This is a genomic window from Comamonas sp. 7D-2 (genome assembly GCF_022749555.1).
GTDB classification, from domain to species: Bacteria; Pseudomonadota; Gammaproteobacteria; order Burkholderiales; family Burkholderiaceae_C; genus Comamonas; species Comamonas thiooxydans.
Genome location: NZ_CP094238.1, coordinates 2,198,583 through 2,222,010, shown reverse-complemented (window position 1 = coordinate 2,222,010; position 23,428 = coordinate 2,198,583). Strand labels below are relative to the sequence as shown.

Sequence of the window (23,428 nt, the reverse complement as noted above, 5' to 3'; positions counted from 1 at the left end):
GTAATTGAGGTCAAGCCTTCTCGTATCTTCTCTCTATTCCCAGGTAGAGAATCCACACCACTGAGATCTCTGCGTGAAGAAATCCGGATTCAGTGAAGCGCAAATCGTCGGCATCAGCTAGGAAGTCGAGCTTGTCGCTGAAGTCGGTGACACTTGCCCCTAACATAGCACCAGCGATGCAACCTACTTATTAAAGCCATATTTTGATCGACCTTTCACTTTTTGCTATGCCTAATCGTATTTCTAAGCAATTCTTCAGCTGTGCCGGGCTTCTTTGTGGAACGTTTGCTAGAGGGAATTTTAGCTTGGACACCCGTATCTAAGTCACTCGATGGGGAGGGACGAGAAGGACTCTCAAAGGCAGCAAGCAAGCTCTTTTCCCTCGCATTCAAAGACTGCTTCAGCAGCATAGTTGAAATCTGTGAGGCTCGAGCATTGGACATCTTTACAACTGGAATATCCAGCTGATTGAACTCCTTGCCGAAAGGACACCATAAATCCATATGACCTCTGACTGGAGCAGAGTTTCCGCTCTGCCTACACAGGATTTCGATATCCAGCCGGTATGACCTAGACATGCTCTCCTGGTACGCTTTTTTCAAGTGAGAAACCTTTAGTCTACGCTCTCCACTTTTAAGCATCACTTCAAAACCAGCTAAAGTAAGTTTCTGCACTTTACGCCTGATACCCAGAGTCCATATTGAGTATTCCTCGATGAAATCACTGAGATCGTTATCAAGGTATTCAGCCAATATTCGACTATATGCTTTCAACAGAAGCCCAAGACCCTGATCGTTTAATTCAAGTGGTTTAAGAACGACTACATCAGCAAGAAGCCGATCACGATCCTCCTGGTGTCTCTTCATTAGCTTGTGACAAAGGCTAAAGTTTGCAGCGTAAACCAATGGCACTTTAAGATGAGTCAACATTAGCAGAAATTTAGTGATCTGCGCATTAGCATCTGACCCCAGGCTCAGAAACTGCATTTCATCAACAATACTAGCAGACAACCCGATTCGATATGACCACTTAGCCGCCCTCTTAATTTCCACATCCAAGTTATTCTTTGGTTTTTTCTTTCCAATTTCATTACCAGAAACATTGACTTCCTGAGGTAGCCAGGGTTGAAGTAAGTCAGTTAAAGTTTTAACCGTGTCTACCTTAATCCGAACACAGGACTCCACCGGCAACGTACCATTGATCAGCCTTGCTCCTCCATCGATTTCTCCTGATACTGGTAAGGCTCGTTGAAATGCAGTTAATAGCGTTGACTTTCCCACTCCAGCTAAGCCAGTCAAACATAAAGGAGCAATAACTGGAAGTTCGAGCTCTTCACGATGCATCTGCTTTAAAAATTCTTTATGATCAGGATACGCCGCCGCTACATAAGCATGGGAACGCTCTAACAGCTTGAGCAAGATCTGGAGCTCTTGATTTGAAAGCACAATACATCTCTTAAATGCACTCTCGAGCGTTAAAACCGCTAGCTTAACCGGCAACTGCAGTAGATTCGTTTCAACACCTGGCCAAGTCTCCACCCTTGTGCGAAGCACACTAGCATCGACTAGGCCATCAAACCTTTGAAGCCAAGGAGATATCCCAGACCCTGTCATTTAGATGACCTACGATGCGTGAGAACCTCTTTAATAAGACGAGCTTCTGAAATTGAACTTTTGGATTTACGCTTGGGAACACCAGGCTTGACAATACATTTTTCCGAAGATATGCCAGCATTGGTAATGAATCGCTGCAATCCCTCTACCTTTGTGGCAGACGCATGCACCTTCAGATCAGATTTCATCTCTCGTAACAACTGATCCGCTAACCCCATCTCTTCTAATGAAATGAATAACTGTTCATCATCTTCACGAATTGCGAGAACGGCGGCTACTTCAATAATCTTTCCTTTCCACTCAACGAAAATATATCGCAGGCACATTTCCATCGAATAGCCCGTTACATCTATTTGCTTACCTGTACTTGCGGCAATACTCATCAGACGGTAATCCCCCCTTAAACCATTGCTCTGAGAAGTAGAGCTATGCGGCCATGGCAAGCCGCTGTTTGGGGGTGATGCCGCCCAATGCCATATTTGGGCGTTCATGGTTATACCGCCACATCCATTGCGTGGCGTAATCTCGAACTTCATCAAGATTGCGCCAATGGTACTGTGACAGCCATTCATAGCGAACCGTTCTATTGAAACGTTCGACATAGGCGTTTTGTGCAGGCTTGCCAGGCTGGATGTATTCCAATCGGATGCCTTTGGCAATCGCCCAGTTTTGCAGGACTGCGCTGATGTATTCGGGGCCGTTGTCACAGCGAATGACTTGGGGTTTGCCACGCCACTGGATGATTTGCTCCAATGCCCTAATGACACGCAGCGCAGGCAGCGAGAAGTCCACTTCAATGCCCAGCGCCTCTCGGTTGAAGTCATCAATGATGTTCAGCAGCCTGAAGCTGCGACCGTCTTCAAGCTGGTCGTGCATGAAGTCCGCAGACCAAACTGCACCAGGGCGCTCTGGTACGGCCAATGGCTGAGGTTTTGCTCGCTCCAAACGCTTTCGCGGCTTGATACGCAGATTGAGCTCCAACTCGCGGTAAATCCGGTAGACCCGTTTGTGGTTCCATTTGAAACCTCTGACGTTACGCAAATAAAGAAAGCACAGCCCAAAGCCCCAACTGCGATTGTTATCCGTCAGGCGCAGCAGCCACTGGGCAATCTCATCATTGTCTGTGTTGCGTTGCGCCTTGTAGCGGTAGCAGGCTTGGCTAATTTGAAACGCCTGACACGCTGCACGAATCGTCAGGCCCCGGTGTTGCACTGCTTGTTGAGCCATCTCGCGTCTGCGAGATGGCCTCACCACTTTTTTGCGAGCGCCTCCGAGACGACCTCCGCCTTGAGCTTTTCTTCGATGTACATCTTGCGCAGCCGGCGGTTCTCTTCTTCGAGCTCCTTCATGCGGGCCATCAAAGATGCATCCATGCCACCAAACTTGGCACGCCACTTGTAGAACGTGGCTGCGCTGATGCCCAGCTCACGGCACAGCTCGGGCACTGCCAAGCCAGCTTCTGCACGCTTGAGCGCATCGATGATTTGGCTGTCTGTAAAACGTGACTTCTTCATAGTAGAGATTCTCCTTGGGAGGTCTCTACTTCTCAAGACGTTGGTTTTACGGGGGGATTACCAAATGGCCTCAATCGCCGCGTCGGCCTGCTCTCGCTGGCGGTTGCCAGCTCCTTGTGGACCCTGGCCGCACCGCAGGCGCTGGCCGCTGACGCCTATCCAAGCAAGCCTGTCAAGCTCATCGTGCCTTTTGCCACCGGCGGCTCCACCGACATCGTGGCCCGCGTGATTGCCGAAGGCATGCGCACCACGCTGGGGCAACCGGTGATCGTGGACAACAAGGGCGGCGCCGGGGGTCTGATCGGCAGCGAGGCCATCGCCCAGGCAGCTCCAGACGGCTACAGCATTGGCATGGCTACCGTGAGCACAGCCACCATCAACCCCCTGCTCTACAAACGCGCCAGCAAGATTGAAGGCAAGCTGCTGCCGGTGGCCAATCTGGTGACCATGCCGTCGGTCTATATGGCCCACCCCAAGATGGGCGTGAACAACTTCAAGGACTTTCTCGCCAAAGTCAAGGCCCAGCCCGGCACCTACAGTGCCGGAGTGCCGGGCCTGGGAACGCTGGGACACCTGATGGTTGCCTCGTTCAACGAAACCATGAAGACCCAGATCCAGATCGTGCCCTATCGCGGCAACGGACCTGCACTCAATGACGCCTTGGCCGGCATGGTTCAGATCATGACCGACCAGTTGCCCTCGGCAATGCCACAGATCAAGGGCGGCAAGCTGCTGCCTGTGGTGGTCGCCTCACATGGCCGCTCGCCCGACCTGCCCAATGTGCCGACCTTCAAGGAACTGGGCTACGACGAACTCAACGAACTGGGCATCAGCTGGTTCGGTCTGGTCGTCCCCAGCAACACACCGGCCCCCATCGTGAAGCAGTTGCAGGATGCGGCTGTCAAGGCAGTCCACCTACCCGAGGTGCAAAAGCATCTGAAGAATCTGGGCGCGACGGCGACCGAGGCAGCGCCCTCCCAGTTCCCGGCCCAGATCGCCGCCGAACTCAAGCGCAACAAGGCCCTGCTCGACAAGGCCGGCGTCAAGCCCGAATAAGAGCCCGCCCTGCAGCCGGCCGGTTGCTTCTTCATGCCCTATCTTCTTCACCACAGCTCAAGGACCCTTTTGCCATGCAAGCGATGAGCGCCCTGCAGGATTTTTTTCAACGCGAGACACCGCGCATGACGGCATTGGCCGACCAGATCTGGTCTCTGGCCGAGCTGCGCTATGCCGAGAACGCTTCGGTCCAGCTGCACATCGACGCGCTGCAGCAGGCTGGCTTTCGCATCACCCGCGATGTAGCAGGCATTCCCACCGCCTTCATGGCCGAATGGGGCGATGCAGGCCCGGTCATTGCCTTGCTGGGTGAATACGACGCCCTGTCAGGCCTGAACCAGCAAAGCGGTGCTCTGGTTTGCACCCCGTCTACCGACAGCCCCGGTCTGGCCGGCCACGGCTGCGGCCACCACCTGCTGGGAACTTCTGCGCACTTTGCCGCAATTGCGCTGCAGCAGCACCTGAAAAGCACCGGCACGAGCGGACGCGTGCGCTATTACGGCTGTCCAGCCGAGGAAGGCGGCTCCGGCAAGACCTTCATGGCCCGCGCCGGCGTGTTCGATGATGTGGATGCAGCACTGACCTGGCACCCAGCCAGCTACACCGGTCTGTTCAGCCAAAGCACGCTGGCCAATATTCAGGCAAAGTTTGTCTTCCATGGCAAGGCATCGCATGCCGCGCACTCGCCCCACCTTGGCCGCAGTGCCTTGGATGCAGTGGAGCTGATGAACGTGGGGGTGAACTATTTGCGCGAGCACATGCCCTCGGACGCCCGCGTGCACTACGCCGTTACCGATAGCGGTGGGCTGTCGCCCAATGTCGTGCAGGCGCGCGCCGAAGTGCTGTATCTGGTGCGGGCAGCACGCAACCACGAAGCCGCCGAACTCTATGAGCGCGTTCAGAACGTGGCGCGTGGTGCCGCGCTGATGACGGACTGCAAGCTCGAAATCGTCTTCGACAAGGCCTGTTCCAATCTGCTGCAAAACAGCACGCTGAACAGCGTGATGCATGCGCAGATGCAGGCACTGGGACAGTTGCAAGCCGATGCACAAGCGCATGCTGTTGCCGGCCAGTTCCAGGCCACGCTGGACAAAAACGATGTCGATGCCGTCAGCCGCCCTTTGGCGAGCGTGCTGCGCGGCAAGGTGCCGGCCATTTTTGAAGGTCTGACGCCCTACGACCCGAACGCCAAAGACATTATGTTCGGCTCCACCGACGTGGCCGATGTGAGCTGGATCACGCCCACCGTTCAGGCCTGGGTGGCCTGCTATGCTTTCGGCACGCCGCTGCACTCCTGGCAGATGGTGTCGCAAGGGCAGTCCGGCCTGGCTCACACCGGCATGGTGCACGCCGCAAAAATTCTGACAGCCACCGCCGTGGAGCTGTTCGCACAACCCGAGTTGCTGGAACGCGCCAAGGAAGAACTACTGCAACGCCGCGAGGGCAAGCCCTATGTCTGCCCCATTCCTGCAGAGGTAGCCCTGCCCTTTTTGCGAAAGTAAGTTGGCAACGGTTCCTCCTCTGAAAGGAATTTCGGTAACTTCAAAGCAAAAGTCCCTGAAAACGCCCGCCAGGATTGAGGATTCGCCATGCGCGCCAGCTTGCTCTGCCTCAAAGCGGCAGCAGTCAAAGCTTGATGCAACACAAGCCCCCGGCCAGGCCGAGCGGCCATAGTGAGACATGCCGCAAGACTGCGGAAACTCAACAGGGAGGCACCATGAAGCTGATGATCGATCTCTTTTCCACCGACTACGGGCTGATGAGCCTGGCCGTGATTTTGCTGATCATCGTCATGGCCGCTTTCTTTACGCGCCTCTTCCTGGGCAAGATGAAGAACGTTGCCAGCACCCCGTTGGAGTAAATCCAGGCTTCATAGCACGCTGCGCATGCACTACCTTGGGTTGCTGGCGATATGACACGGTTTGAGTGCAAAAAAGGCCGGAGCTTTCACTCCGGCCTTTTTCTTGACCGCATCGCCCAGCGTGCTCAGTAATGCGGTGGCAACTCGTCGCGCAGATTGCGCACCATCGCGCCCCCGCCTTCTGGCGCTTGGCGCTTGAGTTCCCTCACCTCGTTGATCAACAGATCAATCTGCTGCTGCTGGCGGTAGATCGTCATATTGAGTTGCTCAAGCAAATCCTCTGTGTAGCTGGCCTTGATCTCCAGCTCCATGATTCGCTCTTGCAAGGCTTCGTGACTGTCGCTCATGACTTCAGCGCCTTGGCAAGACGAGCAATGCCTGCGCGAATCTTGTCCTCGTCAGCCGTGGCAAACGAGAGGCGGAAGGTCGCCGTATCGGGGTTCTGTGCATAGAACGGAGCGCCCGGTACAAAGGCCACGCCCTCTTCAATGGCCTTCTTGGCCAGCACGGCCGCATCCGCCAATTGGCCACGCGCGCCCGTCAGGCGCACCCACATGAACAGACCGCCGGCAGGCTGTACGAACTCGACGGCATCGCCCAGTTGCTCGCGCAGCGCATCGCCCATGGTCTCGGCACGCTTGGCATAGACCTCGCGCACATGGGCCAGGGTCTTGGGCATGGCGCCGGACTTCAGATACTGGGCTGCAGTGGCCTGTGCAAAGGTGCTGGTATGGGCATCGCTGAACTGCTTGCACATCACGGCGCGAGCAAGCAATTCGGGATGTGCAATCAGCCAGCCGATACGCAGACCGGGGCTGAGCACCTTGGACAATGAACCGCAGTGAGCCAGCCACTCTCGGCTGCCAGGAACTTCGCGTGTCAGCGACAGCAGGCTGGCAGGAGGCGCTTCATTGAAGTACAGATCGCCGTAGGGGTCGTCTTCCACCACCAGAGTCTGGTACTTGACGGCCAGCTCCAGCACCTTTTTGCGTCGTTCCAGACTCAGCATGGCACCACTGGGGTTGCCAAAGGTCGGGATCAGATAGACCAGCTTGGGCTTGTGCTCGGCAATCAGCTTTTCCAGTTCGTCGGTCTTCACGCCATGCTCGTCCACAGGGGCGGAGATCACCTCTGCGCCATAGAGGCGGAAACACTGAATCGTGGCCAGGAAAGTCGGGCCTTCGACGATGACCTTGTCACCCTCTCCCACCATGGTCTTGCCCAGCAAGTCCAGTGCCTGCTGGCTGCCGGTGGTGACGATGAGTTGATCGGGCGCCACATCGGGCACGCCCTTGCCGGCCATAAAGGACGACAGTTGCTCGCGCAGCGGCTGGTAGCCCTCTGTCGCACCGTACTGCAATGCGGCTCCTGCCTCCTGCTGCAGGGCTGCCGCGGAGGCAGCGCTGATGCCCGCTACGTCAAACATGGCGCTGTCCGGAAAGCCGCCCGCAAAGCTGATGATGCCTGGCTTGCCCAGCAGCTTGAAGAGTTCGCGGATCGCAGAGGTTTCTACGTTATCGAGTCGTTTGGCAAATTGCATACGTTTTCTTGGTTAAAGCGCTACGGGAATCTCGTCGCTGCTTGAGCGGCAGATGCCCATTGTGGCGCGCGAATCGCCCCAGAGACAGGAAGTGGCTTTTATGTAGGCGCTATTCCATGCTGCAAGTAATCAAACTCCTACCAAACAACAAAAGTTGATAGCAATTGTTAATTGCGCATAACTTCGTGTCTCAAACTTTGAATTGGACAGCGCCAAGGCTCTGACAAGAACATACGCCTACCGATCAACGGACCGCGTATTTGACGGATTTTTTCACTTGTTTTTGGGATGGAGGATTTATGCGTACTACTACTTTTACCGGCAAGGCACTGTCTGTTGCCATTGACGGCAAGACCCCGTTGAGCCTGCGCAGCCTGTGTGCCGTAGCCTTGGTTGCCAGTCTGGCTGCCTGTGGCTCTAGCGGCTCTCTGCGCAGCGACCTCGGACCCGACGGCACCGGCGGTGGAGATGTTGTTGCCGGAGGCGGCACTGGTGGGGGCACTGGTGGGGGCACCGGCGGTGGCACTGGTGGCGGTACCGGAGGTGGAACTGGCGGTGGAACAGGTGGAGGCACAGGCGGCGGTACTGGTGGTGGCAACACCGGTGGCGGTGATGGCGGCACGGGCAACCCGCCTGTGGCAAGCACTCCGCTCACGCCGGTGCGCGACACCGTGGCGGATGTCACAGGAACGCTTTCCGGAACAGGCGGCGTCATCAGCGACGTCAACAACATTGTGACCTCCACTCTGGGCACGGCCACCAACGGCACGCCTCTGAGCGGTGTGGCCCAGCCGGCCGGCGGCATACTTGGCAATGTGAACAATGCCGTCAACAGCGTGGGTAGCGGCGTCAGCGCAGGCCTGGGCCAGATCGGCAAGACGGCCGACCCCATCGGCACCACCTTGCAAGGTGTGGCTCCTGCTGTCGGCTATCTGGGCGCTGCGGTCACTTCGGCAGGCAAGACGGTCAGTGCGCTGGACACTCCTCAGCTTGGCGTAGTCGGCGATGTGGCGGGCCTGGCGGGCGGCACGGTGCAAATCCTGGGCACCACCGTTTCCGGCGTCGAGGGCACGGTGGCAAAGCTGACCGGCAACCCGCTGGTCTCGGGCCTTACGACTCAGGTCAGCCAGGTCGCCACACCGGTATTGAGCACCGTGCTCGGTACCACCCAGAATCTGGTTCAGACCACTGGCCTGGGCCAGCCGGTTAACAGCTTGCTGGGTACCGTGGGCGGAGTCGTCAATCATGCGGGAGCTTCCGTCACCAGCACCGGAGTTCCCGTTGTTGCTCCGCTGGGCGGTGTGGTCTCGGGCGTCGGCCAGACCGTGGCCGGCCTGGGCGGCGTGGTGACAGGCCCCGGCACACCTAGCGGCGGCCTGCTCGGTGGCGTACTTGGCAATGTCACGGGCGGCGCAGGCGGCTCCGCTGGTGGAGCAGGCAATATTGTCGGCGGCGTGCTGGGCGGCGTTACGGGCCTGGTCGGTGGTGTGACCGGTGGAGCAAGCGGTGGCGGCAATGCCGGTGGCCCTGTCGCAGGAGCAGGCAATCTGGTCGGAGGCGTGTTGGGCGGCGTCACAGGGCTTGTCGGCGGTGTCACGGGATCGGCAGGCGCTCCAGCAGGAGGCAGCGGCAGTGCAGGCACTGCGGTGACTGGCCTGGTCGGCAACACCGTTGGCGCAGTCACCGGCCTTGTGGGCGGTGTACTTGGCGGCGTGACCAATGTCGCTGCAGGCGCAGGAGCAGCAGGTAGTGCAAGCTCCTCGGGCGGCCTGCTGGGTGGACTGCTGGGCGGCAATCTGGCGCTCGGCCTGGGCGGTGGAGCGGTAGCCACCAGCAAATAAGGGGAACGGCGGTGGTCTGTACACCGCTTGAGCCTGGCCCGCCTGCAGGCGGGCTTTTTTACGACAGCCCCATACCCAGTTCTGGGGATGTAGGGAACAATGAGAGTCATAAAAATAGAACAGGAGGGACTTTTGCAGTCAAAAGCAAAACCACAGGGCCGCATCGGCTCCAGGATTCAGGCGTTGGCACTTGCAGCCTGGGCTCCTCTGGCCTGGTCACAGCAGGCTGGCAACCCGCTCAACAGCCTGCCCCAGACACCCGAAGCTGCAAAGAATCTGCAGCAGCAGCCCAGGCAGGTACCGGTGCAGATAGACAAGCCCCAGCCAAGTCTTCAGGATCTCATCAACCTCCGGGTCGCAGTACGTGGCGTCAATGTGCAGGGAAGCACGGCGATTCCTTTCGAGGAGGTCAGCGCGCTTTTCACGCCCTTCATCAATGGCACGCATACGGTGGGCGAGCTCAACGCCGCGACCCAGAAGGTCAGCGAGCTGTATCAACGCCATGGCTACGCCCTTTCTTTTGCCTACCTTCCTCCGCAGGACTTTGCCAATGGCGCGGTGCAGGTCATCGTGGTCGAAGGCTATGTGCAGAGCTTGAATCTGGAGGGAAATTTCGGCCGCTCCGAGGACCAGATACGCGAAATTGCCCAGCCGCTGCTCAATGAGAGGCCTTTGACCACCAAGACCTTTCAGCACCAGACCCAGCTGATGGCACGCCTTCCCGGAGTGCAGATCACCGCGTCGGCAAATCTGCCGACCACCACCGATGGTGCGGTGCCCCTGGTCATCAAATCCAAGCACAAGCCCATTGCCGTCACCGTTGGGGGCGAGGCGCGCAAGCCCACGCCGCGCATCATTGCCTCCCTCACCCTGAACGACCCTCTGTGGTCAGGCAGCCAGCTTCAGGCTTCGGCGATGTTGCAAAACCCCGACAAGGAGCGTTTCGGCAGCATCGGTTTCACTCAGCAGTTGACACCAGAGGGCACGCAGGCACGTGTCAGCTATTCCGACTACCGCAGCTTCAACCCGCCGGCAACGCGCATTCCCGGTATTGATGACCTGACACAGCAGCGCAAGCTGGACTTCAATATCAGCCACCCATGGATCTTGAGCAATACCACCCAGCTCAGCACCACGGCAGGTCTGTATGCCATCAATTACAGCCGTGAACTGGCCGATAGCCAGGCCTCCCTGCTGCGCGAGGAAAAGGTTCGCACGCTCTATGCGCAAATGGCCTGGGCGTCCTTTGGCAAGAACACTACCCGCTCGGCTTCGGTACTGCTGGCCCACGGCCTGGACAGCCTGGGGGCCTACAAGATTCTGGACCTCTACTATCGGCAGGGCTTGCTGCAAAAGCTTGAAAGCCCTGCCAAGCTGGACTTCACACGCATCACCGCCGACTATGCACAGCGCCATCGCTTCGCGAACAAGATGGGCGCCGCTTTTGCCGTGGGCGGGCAATACAGTGCCGACATTCTTCCCATCCCGGAGAAAATCTCCTTTGGATCCACCCGCTTTGGCCGCGGCTATCAGGCTGGCGAGTTCTCAGGCGATTCCGGCGTAGGCGCCAGTGCCGAGCTCAACTACCAATTCCTCATCAACCAGGCCTGGATCAAGTCGGCCGAGCCCTATCTGCTCTACGAATGGGCGCGTACGCATCAGCAGACCAGCGGCGTCAGCGGCAATACGCTGCGCTCTGCCAGCCTGGGGCTGCGCCTCTCCGACAGCCGCCACTACGCACTGGACCTTGCCATGAGCAAGCCGCTGGGCGATCGCTCTGTCAACAATCCCGATAGGGAACTGCGCTACAGCCTTGTATTGAGCTACAACCTGGATCCCTGACTTGCTGCGATTCCGCCTGCCGAGCCGCTGTGTAACGCAGCGGCTTTTTCTTTGTTGCCCCCTGAACGACAAGCCACAATATCGCCCATGAAGAAAAACGATATAGCGCCGTTTTTTGCTGCGCTCAAGGCCGCCAACCCCACGCCACAAACCGAGCTGGAATACACCACGGTGTTCGAGTTGCTGACCGCCGTGCTGCTGTCTGCCCAGGCCACCGACGTAGGGGTGAACAAGGCCACGCGCAAGCTTTTTCCTGTTGCCAACACTCCGCAGGCCATTCTGGATCTGGGGCTTGAGGGGCTGGAGAGCTACATCAAGACCATAGGCCTGTACCGCAGCAAGGCCAAGCATCTGATGGAAACCTGCCGCATGCTGGTTCAGCTGCATGGCGGCCAAGTACCCAGAACCCGCGAAGAGCTGGAAGCCCTTCCCGGTGTAGGCCGCAAGACCGCCAATGTGGTGCTCAACGTGGCTTTCGGTCAGCCCACCATGGCCGTGGACACGCACATCTTCCGCGTCAGCAACCGAACGGGGCTGGCACCTGGCAAGAATCCGCTGGAAGTCGAAAAGCAGCTGCTCAAGCGCGTACCCGACGAATACGCGGTGGACTCCCATCACTGGCTGATCCTGCTGGGCCGCTATGTCTGCCAGGCGCGCAAGCCCCGCTGCTGGGAATGCGTGGCTTCAAAATACTGCGATTTCACACCCAAAACCCCGGCACCGGCAGCTGGGAAAAAGAGCTGAAAACGCCTCAAATGCATATCCACAAAGCGCTTTCAGCTATATCTTTTCAAGCTCCTCAGCTCTTGCCGCTGACGCCAGCCGATTCAAAGCTGGCCATCTCATTGAGCATGGTGCAGGCCGAGCGCAGCAGCGGCCAGACCAACGCCGCGCCAGAACCTTCACCCAGGCGCAACTGCCAGTCCAGCATGGGTTGGGCCTGAAGGTGGGCCAGCAGGCGGGCATGACCCGGTTCACCCGATCGATGCGCATACACGCAGCGCTGCAGCACATGGGGCTGCAGGCGGCTGGCCACCAGCACGGCGGCCGTGGTGATAAAGCCGTCCACCACGATCAGGCGGCGTTCGGCAGCGGCCTGCAGCACAGCTCCAGTCATGGTGGCGATCTCCAGTCCGCCCATAGCTGCCAGTACAGCCAGTGGATCTTGCACGTCGGCGTGAAAATCCAGCACCCGCCCGAGCACTGCGATCTTGCGCGCCAGGCCTTCGCTGCTCAGGCCCGTGCCCACCCCGGTCACTTCCTCTATCGGCTCGCCGCACAGACGCGCCAGCAGCAATGAAGCGCTGGATGTATTGCCTATGCCCATCTCGCCCAGCAACAGCGCATTGCCCGGCAGTTTCTTGACCAGTTCCCCGCCATTGCGAAGCGCCATCGCACATTGCGCTTCGCTCATGGCCGGGCCCTGGCTGCAGTCCGCCGTGCCATAGGCCACCTTGCGCCGCCACAGGCGTGGCTCATGAGCCTTGGGAAGCTTGTGCGCAGGATCCTGCTCGCGCACCTCAAAGTCGCGGGCCACGCCGCAGTCCACGACATTCAGATCAATTCCGTTCTGCAAAGACAGCACGCTTACGGCCGCGCCGCCAGCGAGGAAGTTCTCCACCATCTGCCAGGTCACGTCGACCGGATAGGCCGACACACCCTGAGCAGCCAGTCCATGATCCGCAGCGAACACCACCATCTGCGGTGCATACAGATTGGGAGTCTCGCAACCCACGATGCCGGCAATGCGCAAAGCCAGTTGCTCCAGCACGCCCAGCGATCCCTGGGGCTTGGTCTTGAAATCCAGGCGATGCTGGACACGGGCTTGCAGCGCCGCGTCATGGATATCCTGCACCTGCGGGCAGGACCAGAGGGTGGATGGTGGGAATTCGGAAAAAGAAGCGGAACTCATGCTTGCAGTCATTCCCGGTGCATCAGGCCTGAGTGCCATCCACCACCGGGATGCAGAAGGCACGCTTTTGCGATCCTGCAAGTATCGCGCTTTCATCGGCACCGAAACGCCAAGTTCGCCGATTGCTCAGGAGCGGCATGAAAAAGGCCCCTAAGGGCCTTGGCTGAAGACGCGGCAAAAGCCTCAGCGAATGACTTCCTCAACCGTGATTTCGCGCAGGATGCCGCCATCCTTGACCGAGCCGCTGACAGCGCCGTCCTTGACACGTGCCATACAGGCCTGCTGGTCGATTTCGGTCTTGAACACACCGCAGCGGGCGTAGGCATTGCGCTCGTACTGGCTGAGGCCTTGGCCGTCGTCGAGCTTGCCCTTTTTGGCTTCGGCACTTGCCGCCATCGCCTCGCGTGAAGACGAATTGCTCTCACGCATGGGACGCTGGCCCTTGTGATGATGGCGGTGGTGGTGCTTTTTCATCGCAGGCTTGGCCGCATCCATCGCAGCTGCTTCAGCCGCCGGCTTGGCTGCATCCACTTGTGCGCAGGCCATGCCTGCCAGCGACAAAACCGCTGCACCCAAAGCTAGTTGAAGAGTCTGAACCTTGAAAAAAGCCATACGCAACTCCATTCCGAAAAGTAAATAGCTCGGTCAGCTTGCACTCACTCTCAGGCAGGACTTATCGGCTCAGCGGCTATGCGTCCGCAGGAACAGTCCTACAAATCAGACCGAAGCCTGGAGCGCGGTCGGCTCAAACCATTGCCCCACGCCCTGCGCCAGCCGCGCAAACACCTGCTCCAGGCTGGGTGCATCGTGGCCGAACAGCGCATGAATTACCTCGGCGTTTTCAAACAGGCCATGTAGATAGGTACCGATGACAGCGCTGTTGCCTCCCTGCCATAGCATGCCGGGCAACAGCTCCTGAGCCGGTCGCACGCTGGCCGTCTGCATGTCGGAACGCAGCTGGGTCTGGCCGTGGTGGATCTCGTAGCCACGTGCGGGCACGCCACTCAGGGCATTCCATGGGGCTTGCAACGCAGGCAGTTGCAGGGTCGTGGGTTGCACGGTCTTGTCCTGCGCAAACAGGGTCGCCAGCGGCAGCAGACCCAGGCCTGCGGCATTGCCGTCCACTCCATGCAGATCGATCAGCGCCTCGCCCAGCATCTGCAGACCGCCGCAAATGCCCAGCACGCGCTTGCCGAGTCCGGCATGAGCGACGACGGCTGCATCCAGCCCTTGTGCACGCATCCAGGCCAGGTCGGCAGCCGTGGCCTTGCTGCCCGGCAGAATGACCCAGTCCGCCTCGGCGAGTTGCGCGGGAGAGCGAGCCCATACCACGCGCACGCCCGGCACTTGCAGCAGGGGCTGAAATTCATCGAGATTGCTGATGCGCGGATAGGCGATGATGGCAATCGTGGTGTGAACGGCCCGCCCGGCTCCTGTGCTGCCGCGATCATCGAACACGCCGTCCTCCTCAGGCAGACCGTGCTGGAACTGCATGGGAATGCAGGCCACCGTGGGCACCCCCGTCTTCTCTTCCAGCATCTGGGGCGCCGGTGCCAGCAAAGCTGCATCGCCCCGGAACTTGTTGAGCACAAAGCCCTTGATGAGCTTTTGCTCATCCTCGGGCAGCAGTGCCCAGGTGCCGTAGAGATGGGCAAAGGCGCCGCCGCGGTCTATGTCCGAGACCAGCAGGCAATGTGCATTGCAATGTTTGGCCACACGCATATTGACCACATCGCTGGCATGCAGATTGATTTCGGCCGGGGAGCCGGCGCCTTCGATCACCACCACATCGTTTTCGGCACGCAGCTCGTCCAGCGCCTGCGCGATCTGCGGCCAGACCTTGAGGCTGCGACCTCTCCAGGGCATGGCGCTCAGCTCCTCATTGACCTGGCCGAACAACACGACCTGGCTGCGCGTGTCGGCCTCGGGCTTGAGCAGCAGCGGGTTCATGCGCACATCGGGCACGGCCCCCGCCGCCAGGGCCTGCAGATACTGCGCCGTGCCGATCTCGCCCCAGCGACCCTCGGGCGTGGCCACAACGCGCGCGTTGTTGCTCATGTTCTGCGCCTTGAACGGCGCAACCTTCAGGCCCTGGCTGCGGTAGTAGGCGCACAGTGCCGTGGCCACCCAGCTTTTGCCCGCGCCACTGCTGGTGCCCAGCACCATGATGCAACGTGCTGTCATGTCTTAAGTCTCTGTTGGGATCGGCAGCACCACGCGCTGCAGGATTCTGGCCAGCGCCTCGCCGGGATGGGTACACATGCCCATATGCGAGGGCGAGGTCTGGATGATGCTGCTGCGCTTGGCCGTGAGCCAGTGATAGCGTGCACGCATGGGCAACTGCGCAATCGGCCCACCATCGACCCGACCTTCGCAGATGGCCACAATGGAGCCCAGGTGACGGTGCACGGCCTCCAGATCCACATTCGGGTCCAGCGCCAGCAGACGCTGTTCGTCAAGGGCCACGGCAGCCTGCAGATGACCGATGCGCTGGCAGGAGAGGATCACACCCGCGTTCACAAATTCCTCACGCTCCACGCGCGGCACTACCCGCACGATGGCGTAGTCGTAGACCTCATGCGCGTGCATCGATCACTCCTTGCAACCAGCGGCCACGCTCGGCAAGCCGGGCCACGAAATAATTCACATAGGCCGCGCGATGGGCCTGCACATTCCTGAGCACATCGCCCTCTTTGTCGGCGGCGGCCTGCTCCAGAAAGCAGTCGGGCACCTCGTCCACGATGCTCTTGAGCACTTCGGGCCCAAGCTTGGCGGCCAGTTGCGCATCCAGTTGCGCCAGCTGGCTGGCCTGCGGCAGCAGCACATGCTCGGCACTGGGCGCAAAAGGCTTGGCCGGATCGGCAACCTTTCCGTTCCAGGCATGGTGAAAGGTCAGACTCGCACCATGATCGATCAGCCAGGGCTGCTTCTGGTACATCAGCATATTGGTGTTTCGCGCCGTGCGGTCCACATTGCTGACCAGGGTGTCGAACCACACGAGGCGCGATGCAAAGTCGTCGTCCACCACGTCCACCGCCGGGTCAAAGTTGATGGAGCCCGGCAGATAGTCCAGCCCCACGTTCAGCCCGTCGCTGGCGCGAATCAGGTCCTGAATCTCGGGGTCGGATTCGGTGCGGGACAGGTCGCCGTTCAAGTGCAGCAGCACGATTTCAGGCACCGGCAGGCCCAGCGCACGTGCCATGCCGCCAGAGATGATCTCGGCCATCAACGCGCGCACGCCCTGCCCGGCGCCCCGGAACTTGAGCACATAGGTGCCCAGATCGTCGGTCTCGACAATTGCCGGCATGGAGCCGCCTTCGCGCAGCGGCGTGACATAGCGCTCCACCAGCACCGAGCGCAGCTTCAAGGTTTCAGTGTCCATGGGAAATGGTAGCGCCTTGCGCCCATCAGGTCTGATCGGCAAGGTCATTGGATGCTTTTCCAGGCCTGCTCCAGCGCGGCCTGCGACACGGGCGGCAGCACACCCAACCGCACATGGCCAGCCAGACCAAAGCTTGCACAGTCCCGCAGCTTGATGCCCTGGGCACGCAGGCCGGCCAGAGGCGCCGCAAGCTCTGCCTGCGGCAGACCTGCGACAAAGTAATTGGCCTGATGACCGGGAACGACCTGCCAGCCCAGCTTCTCGCACAGCGCCAGCTGCTGCGCCTTCCAGCGGCGCAAAGTCATGAGGCTATGGGCCAGCCATTGCTGCGCCTCGTCCGTCACCCAGGCCTGCAGCATGGCCACTCCATGCGAGCCCACCACCCAGGAGGCCGCCAGCGCATTCAGCGCCTGCAGCTCTGCCGCTGCGGCCTGCATGGGCGCAATCGCATAGGCAGCGCGCACACCCGTCATGCCCAGCGCCTTGTTCGGCGTCCACAACTGCCAGACCGTGTCGAGATTGCGCTCGGGTGGCTGGTCCTCCAGCCATAGCGGACGGTAGGCGCAGTCCAGCACGCGCCATTCCTTCTGCGCCGGCGGCTGCTGCCAGGCAGGCCAGATGTCTTCCATCGTCCCCAGCGGGCTTGAAGGCTCGCAGGCCCAGCTGGCCACCGGCGCCACGACCGCTTCTGTACGGCGGCACAGCGCCAGCCGCCACACCCGCGCGGCCTGCAGATAGTCGCCATAGTGATGCTGGGGAAACTGCACGCTTTTGGCACCGCTGCGCACAGCGTGCAACGTGAGGCGATGAATCAGCTCGCTGCTGCTGCCGCCGATCAGGATGCGCTCTACCGCCACGCCATGAAAAGCCGCCAGCTGCGCGCGCAATGCCCCGTATTGCGGATCGGGGTATTGCGCTACATGGGCGGCCTGCAACGCCTTCACGGCCATGGGACAAGGCCCGCAGGCATTGCGATTGGTCGAAAAATCATGCGCCGGAACGCCCAGCGCATCGGTACCGCCATGCATGGCTGCCGCATTCACATCAAACATTGGCAAGCAGCCTTCCTCTCCACAGAAACATCAAAATCATAGCAATCAATGCAAGCAGCACATGCAACTTGATCACTTTTGATGCCAATTTTACAGACAGCTTCAGATCAGCCGCCTGCGGTGCCCGTCCCTGCGGGTTGAGTCGATAGACGCCGGGCTTGGAAAGCTGAACCCCCAGTGCCTGCGCCATGGCTCCCATTGGCCAGCCGCCATTGGGCGATGGCGTCACGGCTGCATCGCGCCTCAAATCGCTCCAGGATAGGCCGCCGGCCAGCAGCGCCAGCCACATTGCAGTGATGCGCGCCGGAATCCAGTTCAGCACATCGTCGGCGCGGGCCGCCCATTTGCCCGCCCATTGCCAGTGGCGGCGGCGCTCGCCCTGGCCTCGCCAGCCGGGGTAGCCCCACATGGCATCGGCCGTATTGGCAAAACGATAGACGGCCGCCCCGGGCAAGCCGGCCACGGCAAACCAGAACAGCGGAGCGATCACGGAGTCGCTGAGGTTCTCGGCCAGCGTCTCGATGGCGCTTTCGCGCACGGTGGCTGCGTCCAGCTGTGTCGTGTCGCGACTCACCAGCCAGCTCAGACGCTCCCGCCCTGCGGGCAGCGATTGCTGCAGTGCGGCCTCCACGGCAAGCACCTCATCCTTGAGCATGCGCCAGGACAGCAGCGGCTTGAGCAACACCCCCATCACCAGCCCCCAGAGCCACCAGGGTGCAAAACCCAGCATGAACTGGGCGAGGCCATAAACCATGAAAAACAGAGCTGCCAGCGCACACCAGACAATCGCTGCAAGGCCAAAACGCAGATAGTCACTCTGCACCTCAACACGCGGTGCAAGCGCCTGCCCCGACCAGCCCAGCAATTTGCCCATCAGCACCACGGGGTGCAGCCACACCGGCGGCTCGCCCCAAAGCCGGTCCAGCAGCAAGGCAACCAGCAAGGCCAGCAAGCCGGCTTGCACATTGGCAGCCCAGTTGGGCGCCGCCAGATCACTGGCGGTAAATGTCTGATAGAGCCATGCCAGCGGACTGAGAGAAAGACCGATCAGCTCAGTCCAGCCAAAACTTGTCATGCGTCTGTTTTGTCCTTCGCGGCGCACGGCCCGCTGCCCGGCTTGCCCTTGGTCGCCGCGGCCACCACACGCGAGTCGTCCCAGACATCGTCCATCAGCATGTCTTCCAGAGGCGCACGGCAGGCCCATTTTTCCTGCTGCAACATGGGCTCGGCATAGTAGGCATCGACTGGGCCCAGGCAGAGCACGCCCAGCGGGTGGGCACCTTCAGGCATCTGCAACAGCCTTGCCAGCGCCAGCGGATCGAAGATCGAGACCCAGCCCATGCCCAGACCTTCGGCACGCGCGGCCAGCCAGAGATTCTGGATGGCACAGGCGCTGCTGGCGATGTCCATCTCGGGCAGGGTGCGGCGACCGAAGATATGCGCCTCGCGTCCCGGCGGCATGGCGACAACCAGCACCTCGGCCGCATCGAGCACACCCTGAACCTTGAGCTTCATGAAGTCTTCTTCACGTTCGCCCAGGGCATGGGCGGTGCGCACGCGCTCCTCCTCGATCAGACCGTGGATCCGCAGGCGCAATTCGGCACTCTTGACCCGAATAAAGCGCCAGGGCTGCATGAACCCCACGCTGGGCGCGTGATGCGCTGCACGCAACAGGCGCAGCAAGACCTCGTCGGGGACCTTACCGCCCGCAAAATGACGCATGTCGCGGCGCTCATAGATGGCGCGGTAGACGGCAGCCCGCTCGGCCTCGGTGAAAGGCGTTGCGGCAATCGTCGCGAAGGAGCTGGTCTTGGATTCGGTCATGGAACTATTGTCGCGCCACAGACATGGCAAAAGCCATCAGTCTTCGATACCTCTTTGAGCGGGAATACCCGCCTGGAAGGCATGTTTGATCAGCGTCATCTCGGTCACCGTGTCGGCGATGTCGATGATCTCCTGCGGGCAGCGGCGGCCCGTGAGGCAGACATGCACATCCTTGGGACGCGCCTTGAGCGTGTCCAGCACCTCCTGCAGCGGCAGCCAGCCGTAGATCAACGGATAGGTGATCTCGTCGAGCACGACCAGAAACAGCTCGCCCGAGAGAATATCGGCCTTGGCCTTTTCCCAGCCGTCACGCGCCAGCTGGGCGGAGTGATCGAGATCCTTGCTCTTCCAACTGAAGCCATCGCCCAGTCCTTCAATGGGCAGACCGACCTGCTCGGCCAGGCGGTGCTCGCCAAAGCGGGCCGTTGGCACCTTCATGAACTGATAGACCTTGACGGCCTTTCCCCGCCCCGTGGCTCGGAAGGCCAGACCAAAGGCGGCCGTGCTCTTGCCCTTGCCATTGCCGGTGTTGACGATGATCAGACCGCGGCGTTCGCCCTCGGGCTTTTCGTAAGGCTTCTCGGTGGGAGGAGTTTCAATATTCATAGCTAATCTCGCTTGTCTATCAAGGGCTAAAGGGCAAAAAATCAAGAATTTCAGCCGGACTCAGCTCAGGCGCGGCAAGGCCAGCCACAGGCCATCGAGTTCGCGCACCTGTATGCGCCGGTCAAACACGGACTCCAGCGCGGCATGGGTGGCGGGATCGCTGCAAGCGCCCTGGTGGGTGATACGGCCGGCCTGCATGACGACCATTTCGTCAGCCAGCAAGGCGAAGGACAACTCGTGCAGCACGCTGACCAGGGTCGCGCCTTGCTGCACCAGACTGCGGGCCGCCAGCATCCAGTCGGTCTGGTGCGGCGGGTCAAGATTGGCCAGTGGCTCATCCATCAGCAGAGTCCGTGCCTGCACGGCCAGGGCCCTTGCCAGCAGCACGCGCTGACGTTCACCTCCCGATAGCTGGCCTATGCTGCGCTGGCGCCAGTCCCAGGCATGGGTCTGGCGCAGCGCCTGCTCCACGGCCTGCCGGTCGGCGTTCGAGGCCGGAGCCAGCCAACCCTGGTGGGGCAAACGCCCCAGCATGACCACGTCATACACGGCCATATCGGCCGCAACAGGCTGATTCTGGCCCAGCCAGGCCAGGGCCTTGGCACGCTCGCGGCCATTCCAGTCGCCCAGCTCACGGCCCTGCAAAAGCACCGCGCCGCCTTGCCGCTGGTTGGCGGCACGCATGCCTGCCATGGCGCGCAGCAGCGTGGATTTACCCGCGCCATTGGGGCCAACGATGGCCGTCCAGCGGCCCTGGGGAATGCGCAGGCTGATCTGACGCAGCACCTCGCGCTCGCCCAGCTGCACGCTCAGAGTCTCGGTCGCCAACGCGATTCCGGTCTCGATATTGCTGCTCATGAGCCCTCTCCAGACGGCATGGCGCCACGCTTGTGCATCAGCCAGAGCAGATAGCTGCCGCCCAGCACGGCGGTGAGCACGCCCACCGGCAGTTCCTGAGGCGCAATCAACCATCGCGCCAGCAGGTCGGCGGCCAGCAGCAGCACCGCCCCCATCAGACTGCTGAGCACCAGCAGCCAGCGGTGCAGCGCGCGCACCATGGAACGCACCAGATGGGGCGCAGCCAGGCCTACAAAAGCGATCAAACCGGTCTGCGCCACGGCGGTGCCCGTGGCCAGCGCCAGCAGCACGATCAGCAGCAGGCGCAGCGGCGCCAGCTGCAGACCCAGACTATGGGCCGTGGCCTCGCCGAGTGCCAGCCCGTCGAGCACGCGGCTCAGGCTCCATGACAGCACCAGCGTGGGCAACAGCACCCACAGCATCAGCCTGCAGGCAGGCCAGCCCGCAAACGCCGTGCTGCCCAGCATGAAAGACTGCATGGCCTGCATGATGTCGGGGTTCATCAGCAACACCAGCGATGCGGCGGCGCCCAGCACCACACCCACTACCACGCCGGCCAGCAGCAGGCGCATGGTGTTCTGCACGCCCTTGGCCAGCACCAGGGTCAGCACCACGGCAAGCACGGCACCCGCAAAAGCCGCGCCCGTCACGCCCCAGCGCGCCAGGCCGGCCAAAGCGAAAGGAGAGACACCCAGGGCGGCCATGGCCAGCGCCACCCCAAGCGATGCGCCCGAGGCACTGCCCAGCAAATAAGGATCAGCCAGGGGGTTGCGAAACACGCCCTGCGCCACCGCTCCGGCCAGCCCCAGCAGGCCTCCGGCCAGCAAGGCCGCCGCCGTGCGTGGCAGGCGAATATCCATCACGATCTGCCAGGCTAGCGGGTCTTGGCGGGCATTGAGTACGCTCTCAAAACCCGTACTGCCGATACCCGCGCCCAGCAGCGCCAGCAAAGCAGCAGCCAGCGTCAGCCACAGCAGCAGCCAAGCAGCGGCCAGCCCGCGCTGCCCCCTGCGATGACGACTGGAGATGCAGGCCTTCATGGGCTATTGCCCTGCCTCGCCGCCAGACGCTGCAGACACTGGGCAATGATTTGCGCCCCCTCGGCCATGCGGGGGCCTGGGCGCACCAGAATGTCGGATTGCTCGGGCGTGAAGGCGCAGATCGCGCCCTGCTTCACCACCCGCATCTGGGCCCAGCCCGGGTATTCCGGCACACCGGTTTTCCAGGCTCGCTCGCCAGCCATCAGAATGTCAGGATCCAGCTTGACCACATATTCGGGATTCAGGCGCGGAAACGGCCCTTGCCTGGCGTCGACCACGTTGCGCAGATGCAGCCGCGTCAGTGTCTGGCCGATAAAGGATTTTTCACCGGCGGCATACGGGCCGCGACTGGCTTCAAAGTACACACGCTGACCGCGCATGGCTTCGGGCACGCTTGCAGCGGCCTTGTTCAGGTCGGCCTCGATTCCGGCCCAGACGCGGTCTGCGCCCTGTGTGGGCGGCAAGGCGAGCAGCTGACCTATTTTCTGCATCACGGTACGCGCTTCCTCGTGGGTGCGCGGCTCCAGCGCCACCACCTTGAGGCCCAGCGCCTCCATTCGCGCAATGGCCCGTGATGCCATGGAAACCAGCACCAGATCTGGCTTTAGCGCCACAATAGCCTCGATATTCGGATCCAGCCCGCCACCCACCACGGGCAAGGTCTTCACATGGGCTGGCCAATTGGAATAGCGATCCACCCCCACCAGACGTTCGCAACCGCCCAGTGCGCACAGGCTCTCGGTGAGCGAGGGCAGCAGGCTGACGATACGCTGCGGCGGTTTGGCCAATTGCACCTGCGCGCCACGTGCATCGGTGATCTGCACGGACTGCGCCGCCACCGACAAAGCCCCAGCCAGGCCGCAAACAAGCAGCGCAGCAGCGGCAAACTGTTTTACGGTGGCCCTCATGCCTGCGGCCCTTTCAATGCCAGAGGCAAGCCGGCGCACATCAGCGTGACACTTTCACAATGCGCTGCCGCCTGCTGATTTAGCAAGCCCAGCGCATCGACAAAGGCGCGCACTTCGCGCCCCATGGGAATCACGCCCAGACCGATTTCGTTGCCGACCAGAATGACGGGGCCGGCTGCTTCATCAAGCGCTTTCAGAAAGAGTGCTAGCTGTGATTGCCAGTCGGGAGCTGGAGATTGGCTGTCTTCGGAGTTCCCGGTCTGCACCGGCATCAGCCAGTTTGTCAGCCACAAGGTCAGGCAATCAATCACCAGCAGCCGCTGCGGGCTGCCGTGCTGGGCCAGCACCTGGGCCAGCTCGCGAGGCTCCTCTATGGTCAGCATGCCTGGCACGCGCTCGGCGCGGTCGCGCTGGTGGCGCGCAATGCGCTCGCTCATTTCCGCATCCCAGGCCTGGCCGGTCGCCACCAGCGCAGCCTGATTCCCGGCATCCGTCTGCAGCCACTGGCGCGCCAGCAGCTCTGCACGACGGGATTTGCCGCTTTTCTGCCCGCCCAGTATCAGCTGGGTACGCGGCATG

Annotated in this window: 24 protein-coding genes; 6 read left to right on the top strand and 18 right to left on the bottom strand. The window is 60.9% G+C overall.

Going from position 1 to position 23,428, the window contains the following annotated elements; all coding sequences use genetic code 11:
* Positions 1-215: 215 nt before the first annotated feature.
* From MPZ60_RS10275 to MPZ60_RS10265, 3 genes are all read right to left on the bottom strand, one after another.
* Positions 216-1,445 (bottom strand): AAA family ATPase, encoded by a 1,230-nt coding sequence (locus MPZ60_RS10275; protein WP_242881750.1) that lies wholly within the window; start codon positions 1,443-1,445, stop codon positions 216-218.
* A 164-nt stretch (positions 1,446-1,609) separates the two neighbouring features.
* On the bottom strand, positions 1,610-1,996 hold the full coding sequence (locus MPZ60_RS10270; RefSeq protein WP_131324745.1) for a hypothetical protein: 387 nt from the start codon (positions 1,994-1,996) through the stop codon (positions 1,610-1,612).
* Between the two features lie 43 nt (positions 1,997-2,039).
* Positions 2,040-3,127 (bottom strand): IS3 family transposase gene (locus MPZ60_RS10265; protein WP_122974783.1). Its coding sequence is split into 2 segments (ribosomal slippage): positions 2,040-2,875 and positions 2,875-3,127, totalling 1,089 coding nucleotides; the frame shifts between segments, so codons are not numbered across the junction.
* A gap of 87 nt (positions 3,128-3,214) precedes the next feature.
* On the opposite strand from MPZ60_RS10265, the gene MPZ60_RS10260 reads away from it, so the two are divergent.
* From MPZ60_RS10260 to MPZ60_RS10250, 3 genes are all read left to right on the top strand, one after another.
* A complete protein-coding gene (locus tag MPZ60_RS10260; protein ID WP_034351840.1) occupies positions 3,215-4,183 on the top strand; it encodes a tripartite tricarboxylate transporter substrate-binding protein in 969 nt (322 codons plus the stop codon).
* A 74-nt stretch (positions 4,184-4,257) separates the two neighbouring features.
* Positions 4,258-5,685 (top strand): M20 family metallopeptidase, encoded by a 1,428-nt coding sequence (locus tag MPZ60_RS10255; RefSeq protein ID WP_034351839.1) that lies wholly within the window; start codon positions 4,258-4,260, stop codon positions 5,683-5,685.
* 215 nt (positions 5,686-5,900) lie between these two features.
* On the top strand, positions 5,901-6,044 hold the full coding sequence (locus MPZ60_RS10250) for a DUF3149 domain-containing protein (RefSeq protein ID WP_012837967.1): 144 nt from the start codon (positions 5,901-5,903) through the stop codon (positions 6,042-6,044).
* A gap of 125 nt (positions 6,045-6,169) precedes the next feature.
* Here MPZ60_RS10250 and MPZ60_RS10245 read toward each other — a convergent pair whose 3' ends face one another.
* Complete coding sequence (locus MPZ60_RS10245; RefSeq protein ID WP_003063015.1) at positions 6,170-6,391, bottom strand: SlyX family protein; 222 nt, start codon at positions 6,389-6,391, stop codon at positions 6,170-6,172.
* Positions 6,388-7,584, bottom strand: a complete 1,197-nt coding sequence (locus MPZ60_RS10240) for a PLP-dependent aminotransferase family protein (protein ID WP_003063017.1) — start codon at positions 7,582-7,584, stop codon at positions 6,388-6,390. Before MPZ60_RS10240 ends, MPZ60_RS10245 begins: the two co-directional genes overlap by 4 nt.
* 299 nt (positions 7,585-7,883) lie before the next feature.
* Here MPZ60_RS10240 and MPZ60_RS25170 point away from each other — a divergent pair, with 299 nt between their 5' ends.
* From MPZ60_RS25170 to nth, 3 genes are all read left to right on the top strand, one after another.
* Positions 7,884-9,425, top strand: a complete 1,542-nt coding sequence (locus MPZ60_RS25170) for a collagen-like triple helix repeat-containing protein (protein ID WP_034351838.1) — start codon at positions 7,884-7,886, stop codon at positions 9,423-9,425.
* A gap of 132 nt (positions 9,426-9,557) precedes the next feature.
* Entirely contained in the window at positions 9,558-11,267 is a 1,710-nt protein-coding gene (locus tag MPZ60_RS10220) for a ShlB/FhaC/HecB family hemolysin secretion/activation protein (protein WP_242881752.1), read from the top strand.
* An 87-nt stretch (positions 11,268-11,354) separates the two neighbouring features.
* Positions 11,355-12,011 (top strand): endonuclease III, encoded by a 657-nt coding sequence (nth, locus tag MPZ60_RS10215; RefSeq protein ID WP_034351836.1) that lies wholly within the window; start codon positions 11,355-11,357, stop codon positions 12,009-12,011.
* A 55-nt stretch (positions 12,012-12,066) separates the two neighbouring features.
* Here the strand turns inward: nth and cobT are convergent, their stop codons facing one another.
* The 13 genes from cobT to MPZ60_RS10150 form a co-directional block, all read right to left on the bottom strand.
* Entirely contained in the window at positions 12,067-13,179 is a 1,113-nt protein-coding gene (cobT, locus tag MPZ60_RS10210) for a nicotinate-nucleotide--dimethylbenzimidazole phosphoribosyltransferase (protein ID WP_034351835.1), read from the bottom strand.
* A gap of 183 nt (positions 13,180-13,362) precedes the next feature.
* Positions 13,363-13,791, bottom strand: coding sequence for a hypothetical protein (locus MPZ60_RS10205; protein ID WP_034351857.1), 429 nt, complete (start codon positions 13,789-13,791; stop codon positions 13,363-13,365).
* Positions 13,792-13,896: 105 nt separating this feature from the next.
* Positions 13,897-15,363 carry a cobyric acid synthase gene (locus MPZ60_RS10200; RefSeq protein WP_034351834.1) on the bottom strand — a complete coding sequence of 489 codons (1,467 nt, stop codon included), beginning with the start codon at positions 15,361-15,363 and terminating at the stop codon, positions 13,897-13,899.
* A gap of 3 nt (positions 15,364-15,366) precedes the next feature.
* A complete protein-coding gene (locus MPZ60_RS10195; protein WP_034351833.1) occupies positions 15,367-15,768 on the bottom strand; it encodes a DUF3037 domain-containing protein in 402 nt (133 codons plus the stop codon).
* Entirely contained in the window at positions 15,755-16,540 is a 786-nt protein-coding gene (locus MPZ60_RS10190; RefSeq protein ID WP_034351856.1) for a HipA family kinase, read from the bottom strand. The genes MPZ60_RS10195 and MPZ60_RS10190 overlap by 14 nt, the downstream gene beginning before the upstream one ends.
* A 65-nt stretch (positions 16,541-16,605) precedes the next feature.
* The gene (locus MPZ60_RS10185) at positions 16,606-17,613 is read right to left on the bottom strand and encodes an aminotransferase class I/II-fold pyridoxal phosphate-dependent enzyme (protein ID WP_034351832.1); all 1,008 of its coding nucleotides are present in this window, start codon (positions 17,611-17,613) and stop codon (positions 16,606-16,608) included.
* Positions 17,606-18,688, bottom strand: a complete 1,083-nt coding sequence (cbiB, locus tag MPZ60_RS10180) for an adenosylcobinamide-phosphate synthase CbiB (RefSeq protein ID WP_034351831.1) — start codon at positions 18,686-18,688, stop codon at positions 17,606-17,608. Before cbiB ends, MPZ60_RS10185 begins: the two co-directional genes overlap by 8 nt.
* Complete coding sequence (bluB, locus tag MPZ60_RS10175) at positions 18,685-19,437, bottom strand: 5,6-dimethylbenzimidazole synthase (protein WP_034351830.1); 753 nt, start codon at positions 19,435-19,437, stop codon at positions 18,685-18,687. The genes cbiB and bluB overlap by 4 nt, the downstream gene beginning before the upstream one ends.
* A gap of 36 nt (positions 19,438-19,473) precedes the next feature.
* On the bottom strand, positions 19,474-20,043 hold the full coding sequence (cobO, locus tag MPZ60_RS10170) for a cob(I)yrinic acid a,c-diamide adenosyltransferase (RefSeq protein ID WP_003080011.1): 570 nt from the start codon (positions 20,041-20,043) through the stop codon (positions 19,474-19,476).
* Positions 20,044-20,103: 60 nt separating this feature from the next.
* Entirely contained in the window at positions 20,104-20,901 is a 798-nt protein-coding gene (locus MPZ60_RS10165; RefSeq protein ID WP_034351829.1) for an ABC transporter ATP-binding protein, read from the bottom strand.
* Positions 20,898-21,941 (bottom strand): iron ABC transporter permease, encoded by a 1,044-nt coding sequence (locus tag MPZ60_RS10160; RefSeq protein WP_187771870.1) that lies wholly within the window; start codon positions 21,939-21,941, stop codon positions 20,898-20,900. Before MPZ60_RS10160 ends, MPZ60_RS10165 begins: the two co-directional genes overlap by 4 nt.
* Positions 21,938-22,849 carry an ABC transporter substrate-binding protein gene (locus tag MPZ60_RS10155; protein WP_034351828.1) on the bottom strand — a complete coding sequence of 304 codons (912 nt, stop codon included), beginning with the start codon at positions 22,847-22,849 and terminating at the stop codon, positions 21,938-21,940. Before MPZ60_RS10155 ends, MPZ60_RS10160 begins: the two co-directional genes overlap by 4 nt.
* On the bottom strand, positions 22,846-23,427 hold the full coding sequence (locus tag MPZ60_RS10150; RefSeq protein WP_034351827.1) for a bifunctional adenosylcobinamide kinase/adenosylcobinamide-phosphate guanylyltransferase: 582 nt from the start codon (positions 23,425-23,427) through the stop codon (positions 22,846-22,848). Before MPZ60_RS10150 ends, MPZ60_RS10155 begins: the two co-directional genes overlap by 4 nt.
* Between the last annotated feature and the right edge of the window lies 1 nt (position 23,428).

Excerpts from the sequence above, each read along its gene's own strand:
- MPZ60_RS10155 (WP_034351828.1), bottom strand. The coding sequence starts at position 22,849 with ATGAGGGCCACCGTAAAACAGTTTGCCGCTGCTGCGCTGCTTGTTTGC.
- cobT (WP_034351835.1), bottom strand. The coding sequence starts at position 13,179 with ATGAGTTCCGCTTCTTTTTCCGAATTCCCACCATCCACCCTCTGGTCC.
- bluB (WP_034351830.1), bottom strand. The coding sequence starts at position 19,437 with ATGACCGAATCCAAGACCAGCTCCTTCGCGACGATTGCCGCAACGCCT.
- nth (WP_034351836.1), top strand. The coding sequence starts at position 11,355 with ATGAAGAAAAACGATATAGCGCCGTTTTTTGCTGCGCTCAAGGCCGCC.
- MPZ60_RS10250 (WP_012837967.1), top strand. The coding sequence starts at position 5,901 with ATGAAGCTGATGATCGATCTCTTTTCCACCGACTACGGGCTGATGAGC.
- MPZ60_RS10255 (WP_034351839.1), top strand. The coding sequence starts at position 4,258 with ATGCAAGCGATGAGCGCCCTGCAGGATTTTTTTCAACGCGAGACACCG.
- MPZ60_RS10185 (WP_034351832.1), bottom strand. The coding sequence starts at position 17,613 with ATGTTTGATGTGAATGCGGCAGCCATGCATGGCGGTACCGATGCGCTG.
- MPZ60_RS10200 (WP_034351834.1), bottom strand. The coding sequence starts at position 15,363 with ATGACAGCACGTTGCATCATGGTGCTGGGCACCAGCAGTGGCGCGGGC.
- MPZ60_RS10240 (WP_003063017.1), bottom strand. The coding sequence starts at position 7,584 with ATGCAATTTGCCAAACGACTCGATAACGTAGAAACCTCTGCGATCCGC.
- MPZ60_RS10195 (WP_034351833.1), bottom strand. The coding sequence starts at position 15,768 with ATGCACGCGCATGAGGTCTACGACTACGCCATCGTGCGGGTAGTGCCG.
- cobO (WP_003080011.1), bottom strand. The coding sequence starts at position 20,043 with ATGAATATTGAAACTCCTCCCACCGAGAAGCCTTACGAAAAGCCCGAG.
- MPZ60_RS10150 (WP_034351827.1), bottom strand. The coding sequence starts at position 23,427 with ATGCCGCGTACCCAGCTGATACTGGGCGGGCAGAAAAGCGGCAAATCC.
- MPZ60_RS10245 (WP_003063015.1), bottom strand. The coding sequence starts at position 6,391 with ATGAGCGACAGTCACGAAGCCTTGCAAGAGCGAATCATGGAGCTGGAG.
- MPZ60_RS25170 (WP_034351838.1), top strand. The coding sequence starts at position 7,884 with ATGCGTACTACTACTTTTACCGGCAAGGCACTGTCTGTTGCCATTGAC.
- MPZ60_RS10205 (WP_034351857.1), bottom strand. The coding sequence starts at position 13,791 with ATGGCTTTTTTCAAGGTTCAGACTCTTCAACTAGCTTTGGGTGCAGCG.
- MPZ60_RS10165 (WP_034351829.1), bottom strand. The coding sequence starts at position 20,901 with ATGAGCAGCAATATCGAGACCGGAATCGCGTTGGCGACCGAGACTCTG.
- MPZ60_RS10270 (WP_131324745.1), bottom strand. The coding sequence starts at position 1,996 with ATGAGTATTGCCGCAAGTACAGGTAAGCAAATAGATGTAACGGGCTAT.
- cbiB (WP_034351831.1), bottom strand. The coding sequence starts at position 18,688 with ATGACAAGTTTTGGCTGGACTGAGCTGATCGGTCTTTCTCTCAGTCCG.
- MPZ60_RS10160 (WP_187771870.1), bottom strand. The coding sequence starts at position 21,941 with ATGAAGGCCTGCATCTCCAGTCGTCATCGCAGGGGGCAGCGCGGGCTG.